15 protein-coding genes and 1 riboswitch are annotated in these 14,980 nt (G+C 64.1%); of the genes, 5 read left to right on the top strand and 10 right to left on the bottom strand.

What is annotated here, in order from left to right; translation table 11 throughout:
• Positions 1-202 precede the first annotated feature (202 nt).
• The 3 genes from secG to I6N89_RS05610 all read left to right on the top strand — a co-directional run bounded on the left by secG (position 203) and on the right by I6N89_RS05610 (position 3,925).
• Positions 203-592 carry a preprotein translocase subunit SecG gene (gene secG, locus I6N89_RS05620; RefSeq protein ID WP_207017225.1) on the top strand — a complete coding sequence of 130 codons (390 nt, stop codon included), beginning with the start codon at positions 203-205 and terminating at the stop codon, positions 590-592.
• A 405-nt stretch (positions 593-997) separates the two neighbouring features.
• Positions 998-2,032, top strand: a complete 1,035-nt coding sequence (locus I6N89_RS05615) for an acyltransferase family protein (protein WP_207017224.1) — start codon at positions 998-1,000, stop codon at positions 2,030-2,032.
• Between the two features lie 249 nt (positions 2,033-2,281).
• Positions 2,282-3,925, top strand: a complete 1,644-nt coding sequence (locus tag I6N89_RS05610) for a CTP synthase (RefSeq protein WP_207017223.1) — start codon at positions 2,282-2,284, stop codon at positions 3,923-3,925.
• Positions 3,926-4,102: 177 nt separating this feature from the next.
• Here I6N89_RS05610 and metK read toward each other — a convergent pair whose 3' ends face one another.
• From metK to miaB, 8 genes are all read right to left on the bottom strand, one after another.
• Positions 4,103-5,284 carry a methionine adenosyltransferase gene (gene metK, locus I6N89_RS05605; RefSeq protein ID WP_207017222.1) on the bottom strand — a complete coding sequence of 394 codons (1,182 nt, stop codon included), beginning with the start codon at positions 5,282-5,284 and terminating at the stop codon, positions 4,103-4,105.
• A 3-nt stretch (positions 5,285-5,287) separates the two neighbouring features.
• Positions 5,288-5,336, bottom strand: a riboswitch (SAM-SAH riboswitch).
• Between the two features lie 15 nt (positions 5,337-5,351).
• On the bottom strand, positions 5,352-6,896 hold the full coding sequence (lnt, locus tag I6N89_RS05600) for an apolipoprotein N-acyltransferase (RefSeq protein ID WP_207017503.1): 1,545 nt from the start codon (positions 6,894-6,896) through the stop codon (positions 5,352-5,354).
• Position 6,897: 1 nt separating this feature from the next.
• Positions 6,898-7,893 carry a hemolysin family protein gene (locus tag I6N89_RS05595; protein WP_236016455.1) on the bottom strand — a complete coding sequence of 332 codons (996 nt, stop codon included), beginning with the start codon at positions 7,891-7,893 and terminating at the stop codon, positions 6,898-6,900.
• 36 nt (positions 7,894-7,929) lie between these two features.
• On the bottom strand, positions 7,930-8,412 hold the full coding sequence (gene ybeY, locus I6N89_RS05590) for an rRNA maturation RNase YbeY (protein ID WP_207017221.1): 483 nt from the start codon (positions 8,410-8,412) through the stop codon (positions 7,930-7,932).
• Positions 8,413-8,507: 95 nt separating this feature from the next.
• Positions 8,508-9,488: a PhoH family protein gene (locus tag I6N89_RS05585; RefSeq protein ID WP_207017220.1), complete on the bottom strand. Its 981-nt coding sequence runs from the start codon at positions 9,486-9,488 to the stop codon at positions 8,508-8,510.
• A 152-nt stretch (positions 9,489-9,640) separates the two neighbouring features.
• Positions 9,641-9,958 carry a hypothetical protein gene (locus I6N89_RS05580; protein WP_207017219.1) on the bottom strand — a complete coding sequence of 106 codons (318 nt, stop codon included), beginning with the start codon at positions 9,956-9,958 and terminating at the stop codon, positions 9,641-9,643.
• Positions 9,959-9,968: 10 nt separating this feature from the next.
• Positions 9,969-10,580 (bottom strand): OmpA family protein, encoded by a 612-nt coding sequence (locus I6N89_RS05575; RefSeq protein ID WP_328805846.1) that lies wholly within the window; start codon positions 10,578-10,580, stop codon positions 9,969-9,971.
• 241 nt (positions 10,581-10,821) lie between these two features.
• On the bottom strand, positions 10,822-12,129 hold the full coding sequence (miaB, locus tag I6N89_RS05570; protein ID WP_207017218.1) for a tRNA (N6-isopentenyl adenosine(37)-C2)-methylthiotransferase MiaB: 1,308 nt from the start codon (positions 12,127-12,129) through the stop codon (positions 10,822-10,824).
• 203 nt (positions 12,130-12,332) lie between these two features.
• Here miaB and I6N89_RS05565 point away from each other — a divergent pair, with 203 nt between their 5' ends.
• Together I6N89_RS05565 and I6N89_RS05560 are read left to right on the top strand one after the other, a co-directional pair.
• Entirely contained in the window at positions 12,333-13,202 is an 870-nt protein-coding gene (locus I6N89_RS05565) for a hypothetical protein (RefSeq protein WP_207017217.1), read from the top strand.
• Entirely contained in the window at positions 13,193-13,693 is a 501-nt protein-coding gene (locus I6N89_RS05560; protein ID WP_207017216.1) for a GNAT family N-acetyltransferase, read from the top strand. Before I6N89_RS05565 ends, I6N89_RS05560 begins: the two co-directional genes overlap by 10 nt.
• A 7-nt stretch (positions 13,694-13,700) precedes the next feature.
• Here I6N89_RS05560 and I6N89_RS05555 read toward each other — a convergent pair whose 3' ends face one another.
• Together I6N89_RS05555 and irrA are read right to left on the bottom strand one after the other, a co-directional pair.
• Entirely contained in the window at positions 13,701-14,387 is a 687-nt protein-coding gene (locus I6N89_RS05555) for an FAD-binding oxidoreductase (protein ID WP_207017215.1), read from the bottom strand.
• Positions 14,388-14,508: 121 nt separating this feature from the next.
• On the bottom strand, positions 14,509-14,928 hold the full coding sequence (irrA, locus tag I6N89_RS05550) for an iron response transcriptional regulator IrrA (protein WP_207017214.1): 420 nt from the start codon (positions 14,926-14,928) through the stop codon (positions 14,509-14,511).
• Positions 14,929-14,980: the final 52 nt, after the last annotated feature.

Raw genomic sequence — 14,980 nt, 5'->3', positions numbered from 1 at the left:
AAAGCCTAGCCCCAGGCCCGTAACCCGGCAAGCCACCACTTTCGTTATTTTGATCAAGTCAGGTCACAACCCCTGCGCGAGCGCACAACGCTTTCACCCGGGGCATCTCGGCGCTCTGCCGCGACGCCTCTCCGTGGCGGGTTGCGCGTCTGCCCCGCTTCCCCTACATAGCGCGCCAAGACCGCAGGATCCGGGACCCTCCATGCAGAACGTCATTCTCATCGTCCATCTTCTTCTCGCGCTCGCGCTGATCGGCGCGGTGCTGCTTCAGCGCTCCGAAGGCGGCGGGCTCGGCATGGGTGGCGGCGGTGGCGCAATGAGCCAGCGCGCGGCCGCGACGGCGCTCGGCAAGGTGACCTGGGGTTTGGCCATTGCCTTTATCGCGACCTCGCTGACCCTGACGGTCCTGGCCGCGCAGGATGCTTCTGGCGTGTCCGTCATGGACCGGCTGAGTGGCGACGCTCCGGCGGCGGAAGGCGATGCGGGCAGCACCGGCACAGACGGGATCGACACCGATGCGCTGCTGCCACCGCCCTCGATGCAAGATAGCGACACAGCGCCCGACGCACCTCTGGTTCCGCGCGCCGACTGATCGGCATGAAGGGACTGCGATAAGGCACTCGCTCAACGGAGTGGGCAGGCCGTTTACGCCCGGCCGTTGCCATCCGGTCGGGCGCGTGCTCCCGAAGCCCCCTCATCCTGGAAGGTCGGAGCATCCCATCGGCTCGACGCCTTATGACAGGGTTTTTCCGCTGAAGCCCGTCCGAGCGCACAGTTGAGTGACGCGTCGGTCACCCACTGAACAAATTTAAAGCAGCGCGCGGTTCGCGGGATCGCGCGGCTGCGATTGACTCGCCTTTCGTCACGACATCCGGCACGTCACGAAAAGACAGAAGTCAAATGCGACGATGCATGAGCACAAGACTTCCGGCCGGCCCAGAAGACCGGCCTGCGCGCGAAAGAGAGGTGCAGCCGCTTCACAAGTGAGGAGTTTACGATGTCACAAGAAATTTCGGACGATTCGAAACCTCAAAGACTTACGTGGATCGACGTCGTAAAAGGCGGTTCGATCTTCTTTGTCGTCTTCTTCCATGCAAGTATCGCCGCCGAAAGCTATTTCGACCTGTCTTCCAAGCTATGGCAAATCAACAATGCCATATCCCCGATGCGCATGCCCGTTTTCTTTCTGGTCTCAGGATACCTCGCGAGGAGCGCGCTCCGGCGCCCGTGGCCAAAACTCTTGAAGGCGAAAACAGCCACCTTCCTCTATCTCGTGCTGATCTGGCTTTTGATTGCTTTTCTTTTCGACGTCACGTTCTTCGACAAAAGCGCAAACATCTTCGATTTTCTGCTCCAGGGCATTGTCATCAATCCCACATCGACGCTGTGGTTCCTGCTCGCGCTGGCAATCTACTTCCCGCTCGCGAAACTTTCGATGCGGATCCGCCCGCTGGCAGCGATGATCGCGCTTGCGCTTTATACAAGCGTCTCGGTCGGTTACATCGCGTTCGACAGCTATGTGCACGACAACATTCTGAAATATTTCATCTTCTTCTTCATAGCCGCCGCCTATGGGGAAACCATCTTCGGATGGATGGGAAACAACCGGTGGATCGGTCCAGTCTCCACCGTCATCTTCGCAGGCCTGACAGCTGCCCATCTGAAGTCGGACCCTTCGGGAGCGACGGGCAAGATCCTGCAAACGGTGCTTCCGTTTTTCGGAATCGGGTTCGGCTACTTCGCATCAGCGATCATCGCCAAGATCTCGCCTCTACGTCGCTTCTGGACCTATCTAGGCAGAAACACACTTTCCATCTACCTCGCGCACAGCCTGGTGATGCGTGTCCTTGCGGCCAGCGTCGGGATCCGGGGCGATGATATCGGTCTGGCAACCTCGCTATGCCTTGTCCTTGCGCTCTCTACGGTCGGGATCGCTGTATCGCTGGCCCTAAAATGGTGCGCCGACAGGATCGGTGTGGACTGGCTTTACCGGCTCCCCAACAACAAGCCCTCGCTGCGCGTGACCGCCTAGGCGATGCGCGTCGGACGAGAGCGCGACTGCCCGGACGAGACCAAGACGGGCGCCGGCGCCTGCCGGACCCCGAGATCACAGAGGCCATCCCCACAACAGATTGCCCGGGCGTAAGCAAGCGCAACAGCATCTTGAGGTGCGCTAGACATCCCTTCCCGAATCCCCTATACGTCAAATCCCGTGATGACGCGTTTTGCGCATGCGGATTCATCATAAAAATACAGGCAATATCACGGGGTTACGCGGCCAATGGCACGTTTCATCTTCATTACTGGCGGCGTTGTTTCGTCGCTCGGCAAGGGGCTGGCATCGGCCGCGCTCGGGGCACTTTTGCAGGCGCGGGGCTTTTCCGTCCGGCTGAGAAAACTCGATCCTTATCTGAATGTCGATCCCGGCACGATGTCGCCCTTCGAGCATGGCGAGGTCTTTGTCACCGATGACGGCGCCGAAACCGATCTCGATCTCGGCCATTACGAACGCTTTACGGGCGTCTCGGCGCGCAAGACCGATTCCATCTCTTCGGGCCGGATCTATACCAATGTGCTGGAGAAGGAGCGCCGCGGCGACTACCTCGGCAAGACCATTCAGGTGATCCCGCACGTCACCAACGAGATCAAGGACTGGATCGACATCGGCGAGGACGAAGTCGATTTCATGCTGTGCGAGATCGGCGGCACGGTGGGCGATATCGAAGGCCTGCCCTTCTTCGAGGCGATCCGGCAATTCTCACAGGACAAGCCGCGCGGCCAGTGCGTTTTCATGCACCTGACGCTGCTGCCCTGGATCAAGGCCTCGGGCGAGCTGAAGACCAAGCCGACGCAGCACTCGGTCAAGGAGCTGCGCTCCATCGGTCTGGCGCCCGATATCCTCGTCTGCCGCTCCGAAGGGCCGATTCCGCAGAAGGAGCGCGAAAAGCTGGCGCTGTTCTGCAATGTGCGCCCCGACGCGGTGATCGCAGCGCAGGATCTGCCGTCGATCTACGACGCGCCGCTGGCCTATCACCGCGAGGGGCTCGACCAGGCGGTGCTGGACGCGTTCCAGATCACCCCGGCGCCGCGCCCCAATCTGGAGAAATGGGAGGATGTGAGCGAGCGCATCCACAACCCCGAGGGGGACGTGAATGTCGCCATCGTCGGCAAATACACGCAGCTCGAAGACGCCTATAAATCCATCGCCGAGGCTCTGACCCATGGCGGGCTGGCCAACCGGGTCAAGGTCAATGTGAACTGGGTCGATGCCGAGCTCTTCGAGCGAGAGGATCCGGCGCCCTATCTGGAAAATTACGACGCGATCCTGGTGCCCGGCGGTTTCGGCGAGCGCGGCACCGAGGGCAAGATCAAGGCGGCGCAATTCGCCCGCGAGCACAAGGTGCCCTATCTCGGCATCTGCCTCGGCATGCAGATGGCGGTGATCGAGGCGGCGCGCAACGTCGCCGGCGTCAAGAAGGCGGGCTCCGAGGAGTTCGACCACGAGAAGGGCGAAAAGCGGTTCGAGCCGGTGGTCTATCACCTCAAGGAATGGGTGCAGGGCAACCAGAAGGTCAACCGCTCGGTGGCCGACGACAAGGGCGGCACCATGCGGCTCGGCGCCTATGACGCAGTGCTTAAGGACGGCTCCAAGGTGGCCGAAGTCTATGGCAGCAATGCCATCGACGAGCGCCACCGCCACCGCTACGAGGTCGATATCAAGTACCGCGAGGCGCTGGAGACGAGCGGGCTGTGTTTCTCGGGCATGTCGCCGGACGGGCGCCTGCCGGAGATCGTGGAATGGCCCGATCATCCGTGGTTCATCGGGGTGCAGTTCCACCCGGAGCTGAAGTCGAAACCCTTCGATCCGCATCCGCTGTTCAAGGATTTCGTGCGCGCCGCCAAGGACGTGTCGCGACTGGTTTAAGGGCTTGGCGCGGAGCGGTGGGCAGATTGCCCACCCTACGATTGCGTAGTTCCCCGGGCGCGGCTCACACAGGTAGGGTGGGCAATCTGCCCACCGCTCCGCAAAATATCCCCCGCCTCTCAACAAAAAAGGGCGCCCACCCGGGCGCCCTTTTTTCTTTCGGCGATCATACCCGCCTCAGACTTCTTTCTTCAGCGCCTCGGCAAGATCGGTCCGCTCCCAGGAGAAGCCGCCATCCGCATCGGGCTCGCGCCCGAAATGACCATAGGCCGCGGTGCGCTCATAGATCGGCTTGTTGAGATCGAGATGCGTGCGGATGCCGCGCGGGGTGAGATCCATCACCTTCGGGATCGCCGTCTCGATCAGCGCCTCGTCGAGCTCGCCCGTGCCGTGGGTATCGACATAGATCGACAGCGGCTTGGCCACGCCGATGGCATAGGAAAGCTGCACCGTGCAGCGCTCGGCCATGCCCGCCGCGACCACGTTCTTGGCCAGATAACGCGACGCATAGGCCGCCGACCGGTCGACCTTGGTCGGGTCCTTGCCCGAGAACGCCCCGCCACCATGCGGCGCCGCGCCGCCATAGGTGTCGACGATGATCTTGCGCCCCGTGAGACCGGCATCGCCGTCGGGCCCGCCGATCACGAAGGCACCGGTGGGATTCACCCACCATTCGGTCTCGGCGGTCAGCCAGCCCTCGGGCAGAACCTCGCGGATATAGGGCTCGACGATGTCGCGCACGTCTTCCGAGGTCAGCGCTGGATCGAGATGCTGGTGCGACAGCACCACCGAGGTCACGCCGACCGGCTTGCCGCCCTCGTAACGCACCGAGAACTGCGATTTCGCATCCGGGCCCAGCACCGGCTGCTCGCCGGATTTGCGCGCCTCGGCCAGACGCTTCAGCACCGCGTGGGAGAACAGGATCGGCGCCGGCATCATCTGCGGCGTCTCGTTGGTGGCATAGCCGAACATGATGCCCTGATCGCCGGCCCCCTCGTCACGGTTGCCGCCGCCGGTCACCCCTTGGGCGATATGCGCCGACTGCTCGTGCAGCAGGTTGGTGATCTCGCAGGTGGCATGATGGAACTTGTCCTGCTCATACCCGATATCCTTGATGCAGGCGCGGACGATATCCGGGATCGCCTCCATATATTCGGCGAGTTTCTCCTGATCGGTCAGCCCGATTTCGCCACCGATGACCACGCGGTCGGTGGTGGCAAAGGTCTCGCAGGCGACGCGCGCTAGCGGATCCTCCGCCAGAAGGGCGTCGAGAACCGCATCGGAAATGCGGTCGCAGACCTTGTCAGGGTGACCTTCGGACACGGATTCCGAAGTGAAAGTATAGTTTTGTCGGGACATGAGCGCTCCATTGAGTACCGACCGTCACGCCAGGAAGCCGTTGTGACGGGGATGTAACGCGACATGGCTACGTGGTTGCGGCAGGGCCGTCAATCGAATTCCGCCCGCGCCGCAGGAATGCCGTAATCGCAAGCACAAAGAGCAGCCCCAGCGCCGGCAGATCGCCCATGCGGCTGTAGGGCGTCACGCGCAGCGGCGGCGGCAGGCGCGCGTCGAGATAGCCCGCCTCGCCCAGCGGCAGCGATTGCAGCACGCGCCCCGCCCCGTCGATCACTGCCGAGACCCCGGTATTGGCGGCGCGCAGCATCGGCAGCCCTTGCTCGATGGCACGGATGCGGGCCTGCGCCAGATGCTGATAGGGGCCGGAGAAGGTGCCGAACCAGGCGTCGTTGGTGATCTGAAGCAGCAGATCGGGGCGGCCCGGCGCGCGCAGATCCTGCGGAAACACCGCCTCGTAGCAGATGAGCGGCAGCGCATGGCCCAGCTCCGGCCCGAGATCCAGCAGGCGCGGCCCCGGCCCGGAGGCGTAGCCCCCCGCCGCGCGCTGCGCCAGCCCGGCGATGTTCCAGCGCTGGAAGAATCCGGCGGCGGGCATGTATTCGCCGAAGGGCACCAGATGGTGCTTGTCATAGACCTGCATCACCTGCGGCCCCTGCCCCGCCAGCACCAGCGAATTGTACCAGGCACCGCCCTCTTCGCGCTGGATACCCAGCACGACCTCGCCGGGAAAGGCCGCATCGGTGACGATGCCCAGCGCCTCGTCGGCATGGTCGAGCAGCATCGGCAGCGAGGTTTCCGGCCAGACCGTCAGCGCCGGGCGCGACAGCCCGTCATGCGAGGGCGCGGCGGTGAAATCCACCTGCCGGTCGAAGAACACCGGGATATAGGCGCGATCCCATTTCTGCTGCTGCGGCGCGTTGGGTTGCACCAGCCGCACCACGGGCCGGCCGGCGAGATCCTGAAGCGGCGGCACCAGAGCGGCGCCACCGCCGAGGAGCGCGACAAAGAGCAGCAGCGCCGCGAGCCCCTTACGCCAGGCCCGGCGCCCGCCGCGCAGCGCCGCTACGGCCAGCGCCGCGAGGCCGAGGGTGACGAAGGTGAGCCCGTGCGGCCCGAGCACCGCGCTCCACTGGATCGCCGGCACCGGGGCCCAGAGCGAGCCGACCATCGCCCAGGCGAAGCCGGTGAAGACATAGGCCCGCGCCAGCTCTGCCGCCGCCCAGCATACCGCCAGCGCAAAGAGCCGGCGGCGCGGCGGCGCATAGGCCGCGCCCCAGAAGGCCAGCGCCCAGAACAAGGCCAGCCCGGCGGCAAGGAAGAACAGGGCAAAGGGCGCCATCCAGCCGGTGGCGGCGGCATCGACCTGGAACGGCTCCAACACCCAGCCCAGCACCAGCCCGAAATAGCCGAGACCGACACCCCAGCCTACGCCGACCGCGTCGAGCGGACGGCGCGTGGCGGAAAAGAGTGCGACAGCGGAAAGGAGCCCGGCCAGCGCCAGCCAGGTCAGATCCCAGGGCGCCTGCCCCAGCCCCATGACGGCGCCGGCGCCGATGGCGCCCGGCAGGCGAGCCCAGCGCGGCAGCCGGTCCAGACGCCGGCCCAGAGACATGTCAGGCACGCTGCGTCCCGGATGCCGGCTCGGCGGGGGCGGAATCAGCGGAGACCGTTTCGGTCGACGGGGCCGAGTCGACCCTGGCCGGCGCGGGTTTCGCGACAGGCGCACCGGTGGCCTCCGTATGCGGTCGCACCCGCAACCGCTTGATACGGCGCGGATCGGCATCGACCACTTCGAAATCGATACCAGCCGGGTGCGGGATCACCTCGCCGCGTGCCGGCACATGGCCCGCGAGCATGAAGACCAGCCCGCCCAGCGTGTCGATCTCTTCCTCGTCGATCTCGTCTTCCTCGGTCAGCGCCAACCCGGTCGCAGCCTCGAACTCCTCGAGCGGGGTTTTGGCCAGCGCCAGCCAGCTGCCGGCCTTCTCGCGCGAGAAGTTCCGGCCCTCGTCGATATCGTGCTCGTCCTCGATCTCACCGATCACCTGTTCGATGAGATCCTCGATGGTCACCAGCCCGTCGACCCCGCCATATTCGTCGATCACCAGCGCCATGTGCCGGCGTTCGGTCTGCATCTTGGTGAGCAGCACGCCGATCGGCATGGAGGGCGGCACGAAGACCAGCGGGCGCAGCATCTTTTTCAGATCGAAGCGCTGGCCGGAGCCGTTGAACCCGTGTTTGAGGGCGAAATCCTTGAGGTGGGCCATGCCCACCGGCGTGTCGAGCGTGCCGGAGTAGACCGGCAGCCGGGTCATGCCGCTGTCGCGAAAGACCTGCACCAGCTCGGCCTTGGTGATGGTGTCGGGCACCGCGACGATATCCGCCTTGGGAATCGCCACATCCTCGACCCGCATCCGGCGCAGGTTCATCATGCTTGGCGTGGTTGTGGGCTGGGGCGTTGTCATGGACGTGCCGTTCACCTGGGCGGGTTCCGCCGGTGCCACTCTGAAGCCGTTAAAAATACGACGAAAAAGCCCTTCGCCGTCCGCTGAATCCGCCATCGTCCGCGCGCTTTGCGCTGCCGTAGACGAGCCGTCACTGTCGCCCATTTTTCCTATCCGTTGGCGGGGCTAACGCCCCTTCTGTCATGAATATGGGTTCGCCACCCCCAGTTTGCCAAGTATCTCGACCTCCAGAGTCTCCATCACCGTGGCATCCGCGTCACGGATATGATCATAGCCCAGGAGGTGCAACGTTGCGTGAACGATCAGATGGGTGATGTGATCGGCGGCGGGCTTACCCTGTTCGGCGGCCTCGCGCTGGCAGGTTTCCCAGGCGATGGCGATATCGCCCAGCTCTTCGGGCATCCCCTCCTCGCCGCCCTGCGGCGGCTCCTCGGGGCTGCGCTCCTCCGAGGGCCAGGAGAGTACATTGGTGGGCGTGGGCTTTTCACGGAATTCGGCGTTGAGCTCGGCGATGCGGGTATCGTCGCAGGCCAGTACCGCGATTTCGAAACCGTCGGGGTCGAGACTTAGATGGGAGAGTGTCACGCGCGCGGCGGTCTCGGCCAGCGTCTCCAGCGCCGCCTGCTGCCAGCGGTCGTCTTCGAGAATGACATCGGTGAGCATGGGATCTCCGCAGCGCAGGGCCGGGGCGCTGCCCCCTTCGGCACATGCGTGCCTCACCCCCGGGATATTTTTTCGGCCAATGGAAACGGCGTGGGTCAGGCGCCGGTCGCGATGTCCTGCTCATAGGCGTCGATGATGGCGGCGACAAGCGGGTGGCGCACCACGTCCTTGCCGGTGAAGTAATTGAAGCCGATCTTCTCGATGTTCTTGAGCAGCCGCTCGGCATCCTGAAGCCCCGAAGGCACGCCGCGCGGCAGGTCGACCTGGGTGCGGTCGCCGGTGATCACCATGCGCGAGCCCTCGCCGAGACGGGTGAGGAACATCTTCATCTGCATGGTGGTGGCGTTCTGCGCCTCGTCCAGCACCACGAAGGCGTTCGACAGGGTGCGCCCCCGCATGAAGGCCAGCGGCGCGATCTCGACAGTCTTTTCCTCGCGCATCTTGGCAAGCTGCTTGCCCGGCAGGAAATCGTTCAGCGCGTCGTAGAGCGGCTGCATATAGGGATCGACCTTTTCCTCCTGCGTGCCGGGCAGGAAGCCCAGCCGCTCGCCCGCCTCGACGGCGGGGCGGCAGAGGATGATCTTGTCCACCGCGCCGGTGATCAGCATGTTCACACCCACCGCGACGGCGAGATAGGTCTTGCCAGTGCCAGCCGGGCCGATGCCGAAACACATCTCGTGCTGGTAGAGCGAGCGCACATAGGCCTTTTGCGCGTCGGTGCGCGGCTCGATGAGCTTCTTGCGGGTCTTGATCTCGACCTTGCCGCCCTCGAACATCTCGAGCTGCGACTCGGCGGTTTCCTCCTCCGGGGCGAGTCGGAACTCGCGGTCGATATCGGCGCGTCCCACGCTGCGCCCCTGTTCGAGCCGCTGATAGAGCGCCGACAGCACGTCGCGCGCCGCTGCCTGCGCCTCTTCCGGACCGTGAATCGCCAACTGATTGCCGCGGCGCAGGATCTGCACGCCGGTGCGGGTCTCGATATCGGTCAGGTTGCGGTCGAACTCACCGCAGAGATCGATCAGCAGCCGGTTGTCGGGGAATTCAAGGATGGCTTCTGTGAGGGTGCCTGTGTTCACGCATGTCTCCTGCGCTTGGGGTCGTGTTCATGGTGCCAAGCGGCGCGGCTTTGGGCAAGCCCCCGCCGTGCGGCAACCGCCCTTGTAAACGCAAAACGACCGCGCGGTGGGCAACCGCGCGGCCGGGATTCGATAGGTCGCCACGACCAGACTCAGAGCGGGTCGCCGATGACCGAGGTCGAGCCCTGCTTGAAATCGCCGGTGGCCACCGTCGGCGGCGCCACGCCGGAGCAGATCGGCTTGCCGTAGCGGTCGTAGCGGCGGGCGAGGTAGCCCTCGACGCCATCGTCGGCGATCCAGTTGTCGCAGCCATCCGGATCGACCCAGACGCCCCAGCGAATCTGGCTGAGATCGTCACGGTCGATCAGGTTGACGTCCTTGCTCTTGTCGGGGCCGATGGGCATGTCGCCGGCACAGGCCGAGAGCATCGAAGCGGCGCCGAGAACGAAGGCGAGTTTCACGAGTTTCATGTCCGTCTCCTCAGCGCACACACAGGATTTCGACGCGGCGGTTCTTGGCCATACCCTCGACGGTGCGGTTGGTGGCGACCGGGTAGGATTCGCCATAGCCGCGCACGTCGATGATCCGGGCGCCGACCGATTGCGCGACCGAGGCCACCGCGTTGGCGCGGTTGTAGCTCAGGCGCCGGTTGTATTCGTCGCTGGCGCGCGCATCGGTGTGGCCGACGATGATGAAACCGAAGGCCGAGGCGTTGCGGAAGAACTCCTCAAGCCGGCCACGGCTCTTGGGCCAGATATTGTATTTGTCGGTGGCGAAATACTGGTCGGTGTTGAGCGTGCCGCAGACATTGATGTCACGGCAGACCGGACGGCCGTCCGGTGTCATGCGGGACACGGCGTAACCTTCGACGCCATCGTCCATCACCCAGATCTCGCAGCCGTCGGGGGAGATCGAGATCCCCGGAATATAGCGCTCGCCCTTGATAGTGCGGGTGTTCTGTGTCGAAATAAACGGTGCGATCCCGCCGTCGCTGCCGGCAGCAACAGGGCCAACGGCCCCGGTGGCAGCGAGACTGGCCAGCGCCACAGCGCCAAACACGCCCCGCATGGCTTTGGAAATGCGATTTGCCACAGCCTCTGTCCCTTTTACTTGGTGTTTCCCCCAGATGCCCCGGAGCCGGAATCGGACATTCGGTGCAAAGTTACTATAATCCAAGACATTAACAGACAAATCCGGTCTGTGAAGCGAAAACCACCAGATATTGTGGTTAATCGCGGGACAAACCACCCCAACTGCCACGATTGTCCGGGCATTTTGCGCAAACAACGGGAATTACGGGAATTTTTTCGCGCCTTCATCCGGGCGCAGGCGCTCAGGCCAGCACACCTTTGAGCGAATTGGGCCCGCTCTCGACGATGCGCACACGGCGCAGATCGCCCGGCACGAGCCCCTCGGCCGCCACATGCACCGCGTGCAGATAGTCGGATTTCCCCACCATCTGGCCAGGCATCCGCCCTGGTTTCTCAAAGAGCACACCCAGCTCGCGGCCTACCATGGCGTCCTGCAAAGCCCGCTGCTGACGGGTGAGCAGCGCCTGAAGCCGCTGTAGACGGTCGTCCTTTTCCGCCTCGGGCACCTGCGGACGCTCGGCGGCAGGGGTGCCGGGACGTTCGGAATATTTGAACGAAAACGCCGAGCCGTATTCCACCGCCGCGATCAGATCCAAAGTGCCCTGGAAATCCTCCTCGGTTTCCTCCGGGAAGCCGACGATGAAATCGCCCGACATGTGCAGGTCGGGGCGCGCCGCGCGCAGCCGCTCGATCAGTCGCAGATACTGCTCGGCGGTGTGCTGGCGATTCATCCGCTTGAGGATCTTATCGGAGCCCGCCTGCACCGGCAGATGCAGATAGGGCATGAGCTTGTCGCAATCGCCATGGGCGGCGATCAGGTCGTCATCCATGTCGTTCGGGTGCGATGTGGTGAAGCGGATGCGCGCCAGCCCGTCGATCTTGGCGAGTTCGCGGATCAGCCCGGCGAGCCCCTTTTCGTGACCGTGATAGCCGTTGACGTTCTGCCCAAGCAGGGTGATCTCGCGCACCCCGCGCTCGACCAGATCGCGGGCCTCGTCCAACACGCGATCCGCCGGGCGCGAGACCTCCGCTCCGCGCGTATAGGGCACCACGCAGAAGGCGCAGAACTTGTCGCAGCCTTCCTGCACGGTCAAAAACGCGGTCGGGCCGCGCTTCGCTTTGGGGCGGGATTTCAGGTGCTCGAACTTGTCTTCCTCGGGGAAATCCGTGTCGAGCGCCTTGGCGCCATTGCTCGTGCGGGCCATCAGATCGGGCAGCCGGTGATAGCTCTGCGGGCCGACCACCAGATCGACCAGCGGCTGACGGCGCATGATCTCCTCGCCCTCGGCCTGCGCGACGCAGCCCGCGACGCCGATCTTGAGATCGGGCCGGTCGCTCTTCAGCCCCTTGTAGCGACCCAGCTCGGAATAGACCTTTTCGGCGGCCTTCTCGCGGATATGGCAGGTGTTGAGCAGGATCATGTCCGCGTCTTCGGGCCGGTCGGTCTGGACATAGCCCTGCCCGCCCATGGCCTCGGCCATGCGCTCGCTGTCATAGACGTTCATCTGACAGCCATAGGTCTTGATGAAGAGCTTTTTCGGCTGGGTCATGGGGGACTCCCGGTCGCGCGGTTCAAGGGCGGGCGGATAGCGCAAAACCGGCGTCATGAAAAGGGTGTCGCAGAAACGCCTGCGCCGCAAGTGTTGGGCAGAGGCTGGTCCTGTCGGCTTGATCGTCGCACGGGCAAACCACATCCGCTTGCAATAAGAGAGGTTTTCACGGACTCTAAGCCTGTTTCCGAAAGAGGCGGGCAATGCAGTATTCCGGGCTGGACGCGTTCCTGAAAGAGGCAAAGGCGGCGCTGGCGCCCGGCCCTGTGGCGATGGTGTTCTGCGAGGACGAGACCGAGATCGACACCACCCTGCGGCATCACATGCAGTCCGGGTTCAAACCCGTTCTGGCCTTCATGCCGCCACAGTTTCGCATGGCGCCCGCGCTGCGCGAGCGTGTCCACCGCATCGACTACGATCTCACTGCCGAGCAGGCAGTGCCGCGCGCCGTCTCCGCCGTGAGCGAGGCGGGCCCCGGCCTTTGGATGTTCTACTGCTACAACGCGGAATATCTGTTCTATCCGTTCTGCGAGACGCGCTCGATCAGCGAAATGCTGGCCTTTCACGCCGAGGAACGGCGCGACTCCATGCTGACCTATGTGGTCGACCTCTATGCCGGCGATCTCGACCGCCATCCTCAGGCAGTATCGCTCGACGAGGCCTATCTCGACCGGTCGGGCTATTACGCGCTGGCGCGCAACGATCCGGCCAATCACAACCACCCAAAGGAGCGGCAGCTCGATTTCTTCGGCGGGTTGCGCTGGCGTTATGAAGAGCATGTGCCTGCGGCGCGTCGCAAGATCGACCGCATCTCCGTCTTTCGCGCCAAGCCCGGGCTGCATCTGCGCGAAGATCACACGTTCGACGACGAGGAATACAACACCTATGCCTGCCCCTGGCATCACAATCTGACGGCGGCGCTGGTGTCGTTCCGCACCGCCAAGGCGCTGAAGCGCAATCCGGGCAGTACATTCGATATCCAGAGCTTTCGCTGGCACAATTCCGCGCCCTTCGAATGGCATTCGCGGCAGTTGCTCGATCTCGGCCTGATGGAGCCCGGACAATGGTTTTGACGGTCAGGGCGTTGAAACCCGAAAACGCCGAGGCCTGGAAGACGCTGCGGCTGGAAGCGGTCGCGACCTATCCCGACGCCTTCCTCGCCACCGCCGACGAAGTGCGGGCGATGAGCGCCGATCAGATCACGCAGATGCTCGAGGCAGGGATGTGGCTGGGGGTTTTCGAGGATGGCGCGTTGGCCGGCATGACCGGCATGACGCGGCCCACCTCCGCGCGGGCGGCGCACCGGGCCGAGATCGGCGGTTTCTACATCCGCCCCGCCTGTCAGGGCAACGGCGCGGCGGACGCGCTGATGCAGGCTCTTGTCGTTCATGTGCGCGCACTCGGCATCTGGCAGCTCGAGCTTTGCGTGGCCGAAAAGAACCCCCGCGCCATCCGCTTCTACGAACGACACAAGTTCTTGCGGCAGGGCCGCATGCCGAACATCGTGATTGGCGCCGAGGGGCCGGAGACCGATCTCTTCTACACCCGCGACCTGAGGGGCTGAACCCGCGTCAGTCGAATTCCTCGGTAACGATTGCGTCCTCCGCCAGGCCGATCTCGCGCAGCGCTGCTGCCATGTCGTCGAGCATCGCGTCGGGGCCGCAAATATAGCAGGTATCTTGCCCGGGGCGCACATGCTCTTGCAGAAGCGCCGCGTCGATCTGCGCGGCGTGGAAGGGGCTGCCCTCCTCCTCGGTCACCACGAAGCGGGTCGCGAGGCCCGGCATCTTCTCGAACGTGTCGCGCAGGATGATGTCGCGCTCGGCCTTGTTGGAAAACACCAGCGTGTTGCCCTCCAGCGTGCCCTTGCGCGCCAGCTTGTCGCGCAGGATGGCGATGAACGGCGTGACACCGGCGCCGCCGGCGATGAACACGCCGTCGCCCTTGTCCTCGATGGCACCCCAGGGATCCTCGACCAGCATCGTGTCGCCGGGCTGCATGCGCGCGATGCGCGCGGTCATGCCCTCGTGACCCTCGGCGCTTTCCGGATAGGATTTGATGACGAAATCCAGCGTCTCCTCCTGCGGCAGCGAGGTCATGGTGAAGGGGTGGCGCGCCTCGCGCCACCCGTCGCGGTCGAGCGCCATGTCCACCGCCTGACCGGGCGTGAAGTCGAAGCCTTCGGGGCGATCGAACACCAGATGCGATACGTCATGGGTGACGGGTTCGATGCTGCGAAGTGTCAGTTTATACGTCATGTCGTCTCTCCCTTTCGGAGAAGAAACGAGCCGGCACCCGGCGCGGTTCCGGTCTTCGGCGGGACGTCAAATCTTTTGGAAAAAGATTTGCAAATTCCTCACAAGGAATTTGCGGCGCGGATCAGCGGCGTTTGCGCAGGCGGATGACCACATCGACCGCGGCGATCTCGGCATCCTCGGGCACATCCGGCAGCCGCGCGATCACCACCTGATCGGCGGGCGCATCTGTCAGACGCCCTTCGTCCTCCCAATAGAAATGCGGGTGGTCGTAGGTGTTGGTGTCGAAATAGCTGCGGTTGCCGTCAACGATCACTTCCTGCATCAGCCCGGCATCGCGGAAGGCGCGCAGCGTGTTGTAGACCGTGGCCAGAGACACGCTCTCACCATGCTTCTTCGCGGCGGCGAAAAGACTTTCGGCGGTGACGTGACGGTTCTTGCCGTCGCCCACCAGAAGCGCCGCGAGCGCGACGCGCTGACGGGTTGGCCGCAGGCCTGCCCGGCCCAGCCAATCGGTGCCCCTCTGTACGGCTTCTGACGTCATCACTGCTTCCGTCTGCGGTTCGATCCTGTCTTATATAGGGGAAGCCACCCCC

Source organism: Salipiger abyssi, from assembly GCF_017311415.1.
Taxonomy (GTDB): domain Bacteria; phylum Pseudomonadota; class Alphaproteobacteria; order Rhodobacterales; family Rhodobacteraceae; genus Salipiger; species Salipiger abyssi_A.
Note: the sequence above shows the minus strand (reverse complement) of the source record. Positions and strands in the feature narration are given on the sequence as shown.

Excerpts from the sequence above, each read along its gene's own strand:
- metK (WP_207017222.1), bottom strand. The coding sequence starts at position 5,284 with ATGTCCCGACAAAACTATACTTTCACTTCGGAATCCGTGTCCGAAGGT.
- secG (WP_207017225.1), top strand. The coding sequence starts at position 203 with ATGCAGAACGTCATTCTCATCGTCCATCTTCTTCTCGCGCTCGCGCTG.
- ybeY (WP_207017221.1), bottom strand. The coding sequence starts at position 8,412 with ATGCTCACCGATGTCATTCTCGAAGACGACCGCTGGCAGCAGGCGGCG.
- miaB (WP_207017218.1), bottom strand. The coding sequence starts at position 12,129 with ATGACCCAGCCGAAAAAGCTCTTCATCAAGACCTATGGCTGTCAGATG.
- I6N89_RS05580 (WP_207017219.1), bottom strand. The coding sequence starts at position 9,958 with ATGAAACTCGTGAAACTCGCCTTCGTTCTCGGCGCCGCTTCGATGCTC.
- I6N89_RS05555 (WP_207017215.1), bottom strand. The coding sequence starts at position 14,387 with ATGACGTATAAACTGACACTTCGCAGCATCGAACCCGTCACCCATGAC.
- I6N89_RS05565 (WP_207017217.1), top strand. The coding sequence starts at position 12,333 with ATGCAGTATTCCGGGCTGGACGCGTTCCTGAAAGAGGCAAAGGCGGCG.
- I6N89_RS05595 (WP_236016455.1), bottom strand. The coding sequence starts at position 7,893 with ATGGGCGACAGTGACGGCTCGTCTACGGCAGCGCAAAGCGCGCGGACG.
- I6N89_RS05615 (WP_207017224.1), top strand. The coding sequence starts at position 998 with ATGTCACAAGAAATTTCGGACGATTCGAAACCTCAAAGACTTACGTGG.
- I6N89_RS05610 (WP_207017223.1), top strand. The coding sequence starts at position 2,282 with ATGGCACGTTTCATCTTCATTACTGGCGGCGTTGTTTCGTCGCTCGGC.
- I6N89_RS05560 (WP_207017216.1), top strand. The coding sequence starts at position 13,193 with ATGGTTTTGACGGTCAGGGCGTTGAAACCCGAAAACGCCGAGGCCTGG.
- lnt (WP_207017503.1), bottom strand. The coding sequence starts at position 6,896 with ATGTCTCTGGGCCGGCGTCTGGACCGGCTGCCGCGCTGGGCTCGCCTG.
- irrA (WP_207017214.1), bottom strand. The coding sequence starts at position 14,928 with ATGACGTCAGAAGCCGTACAGAGGGGCACCGATTGGCTGGGCCGGGCA.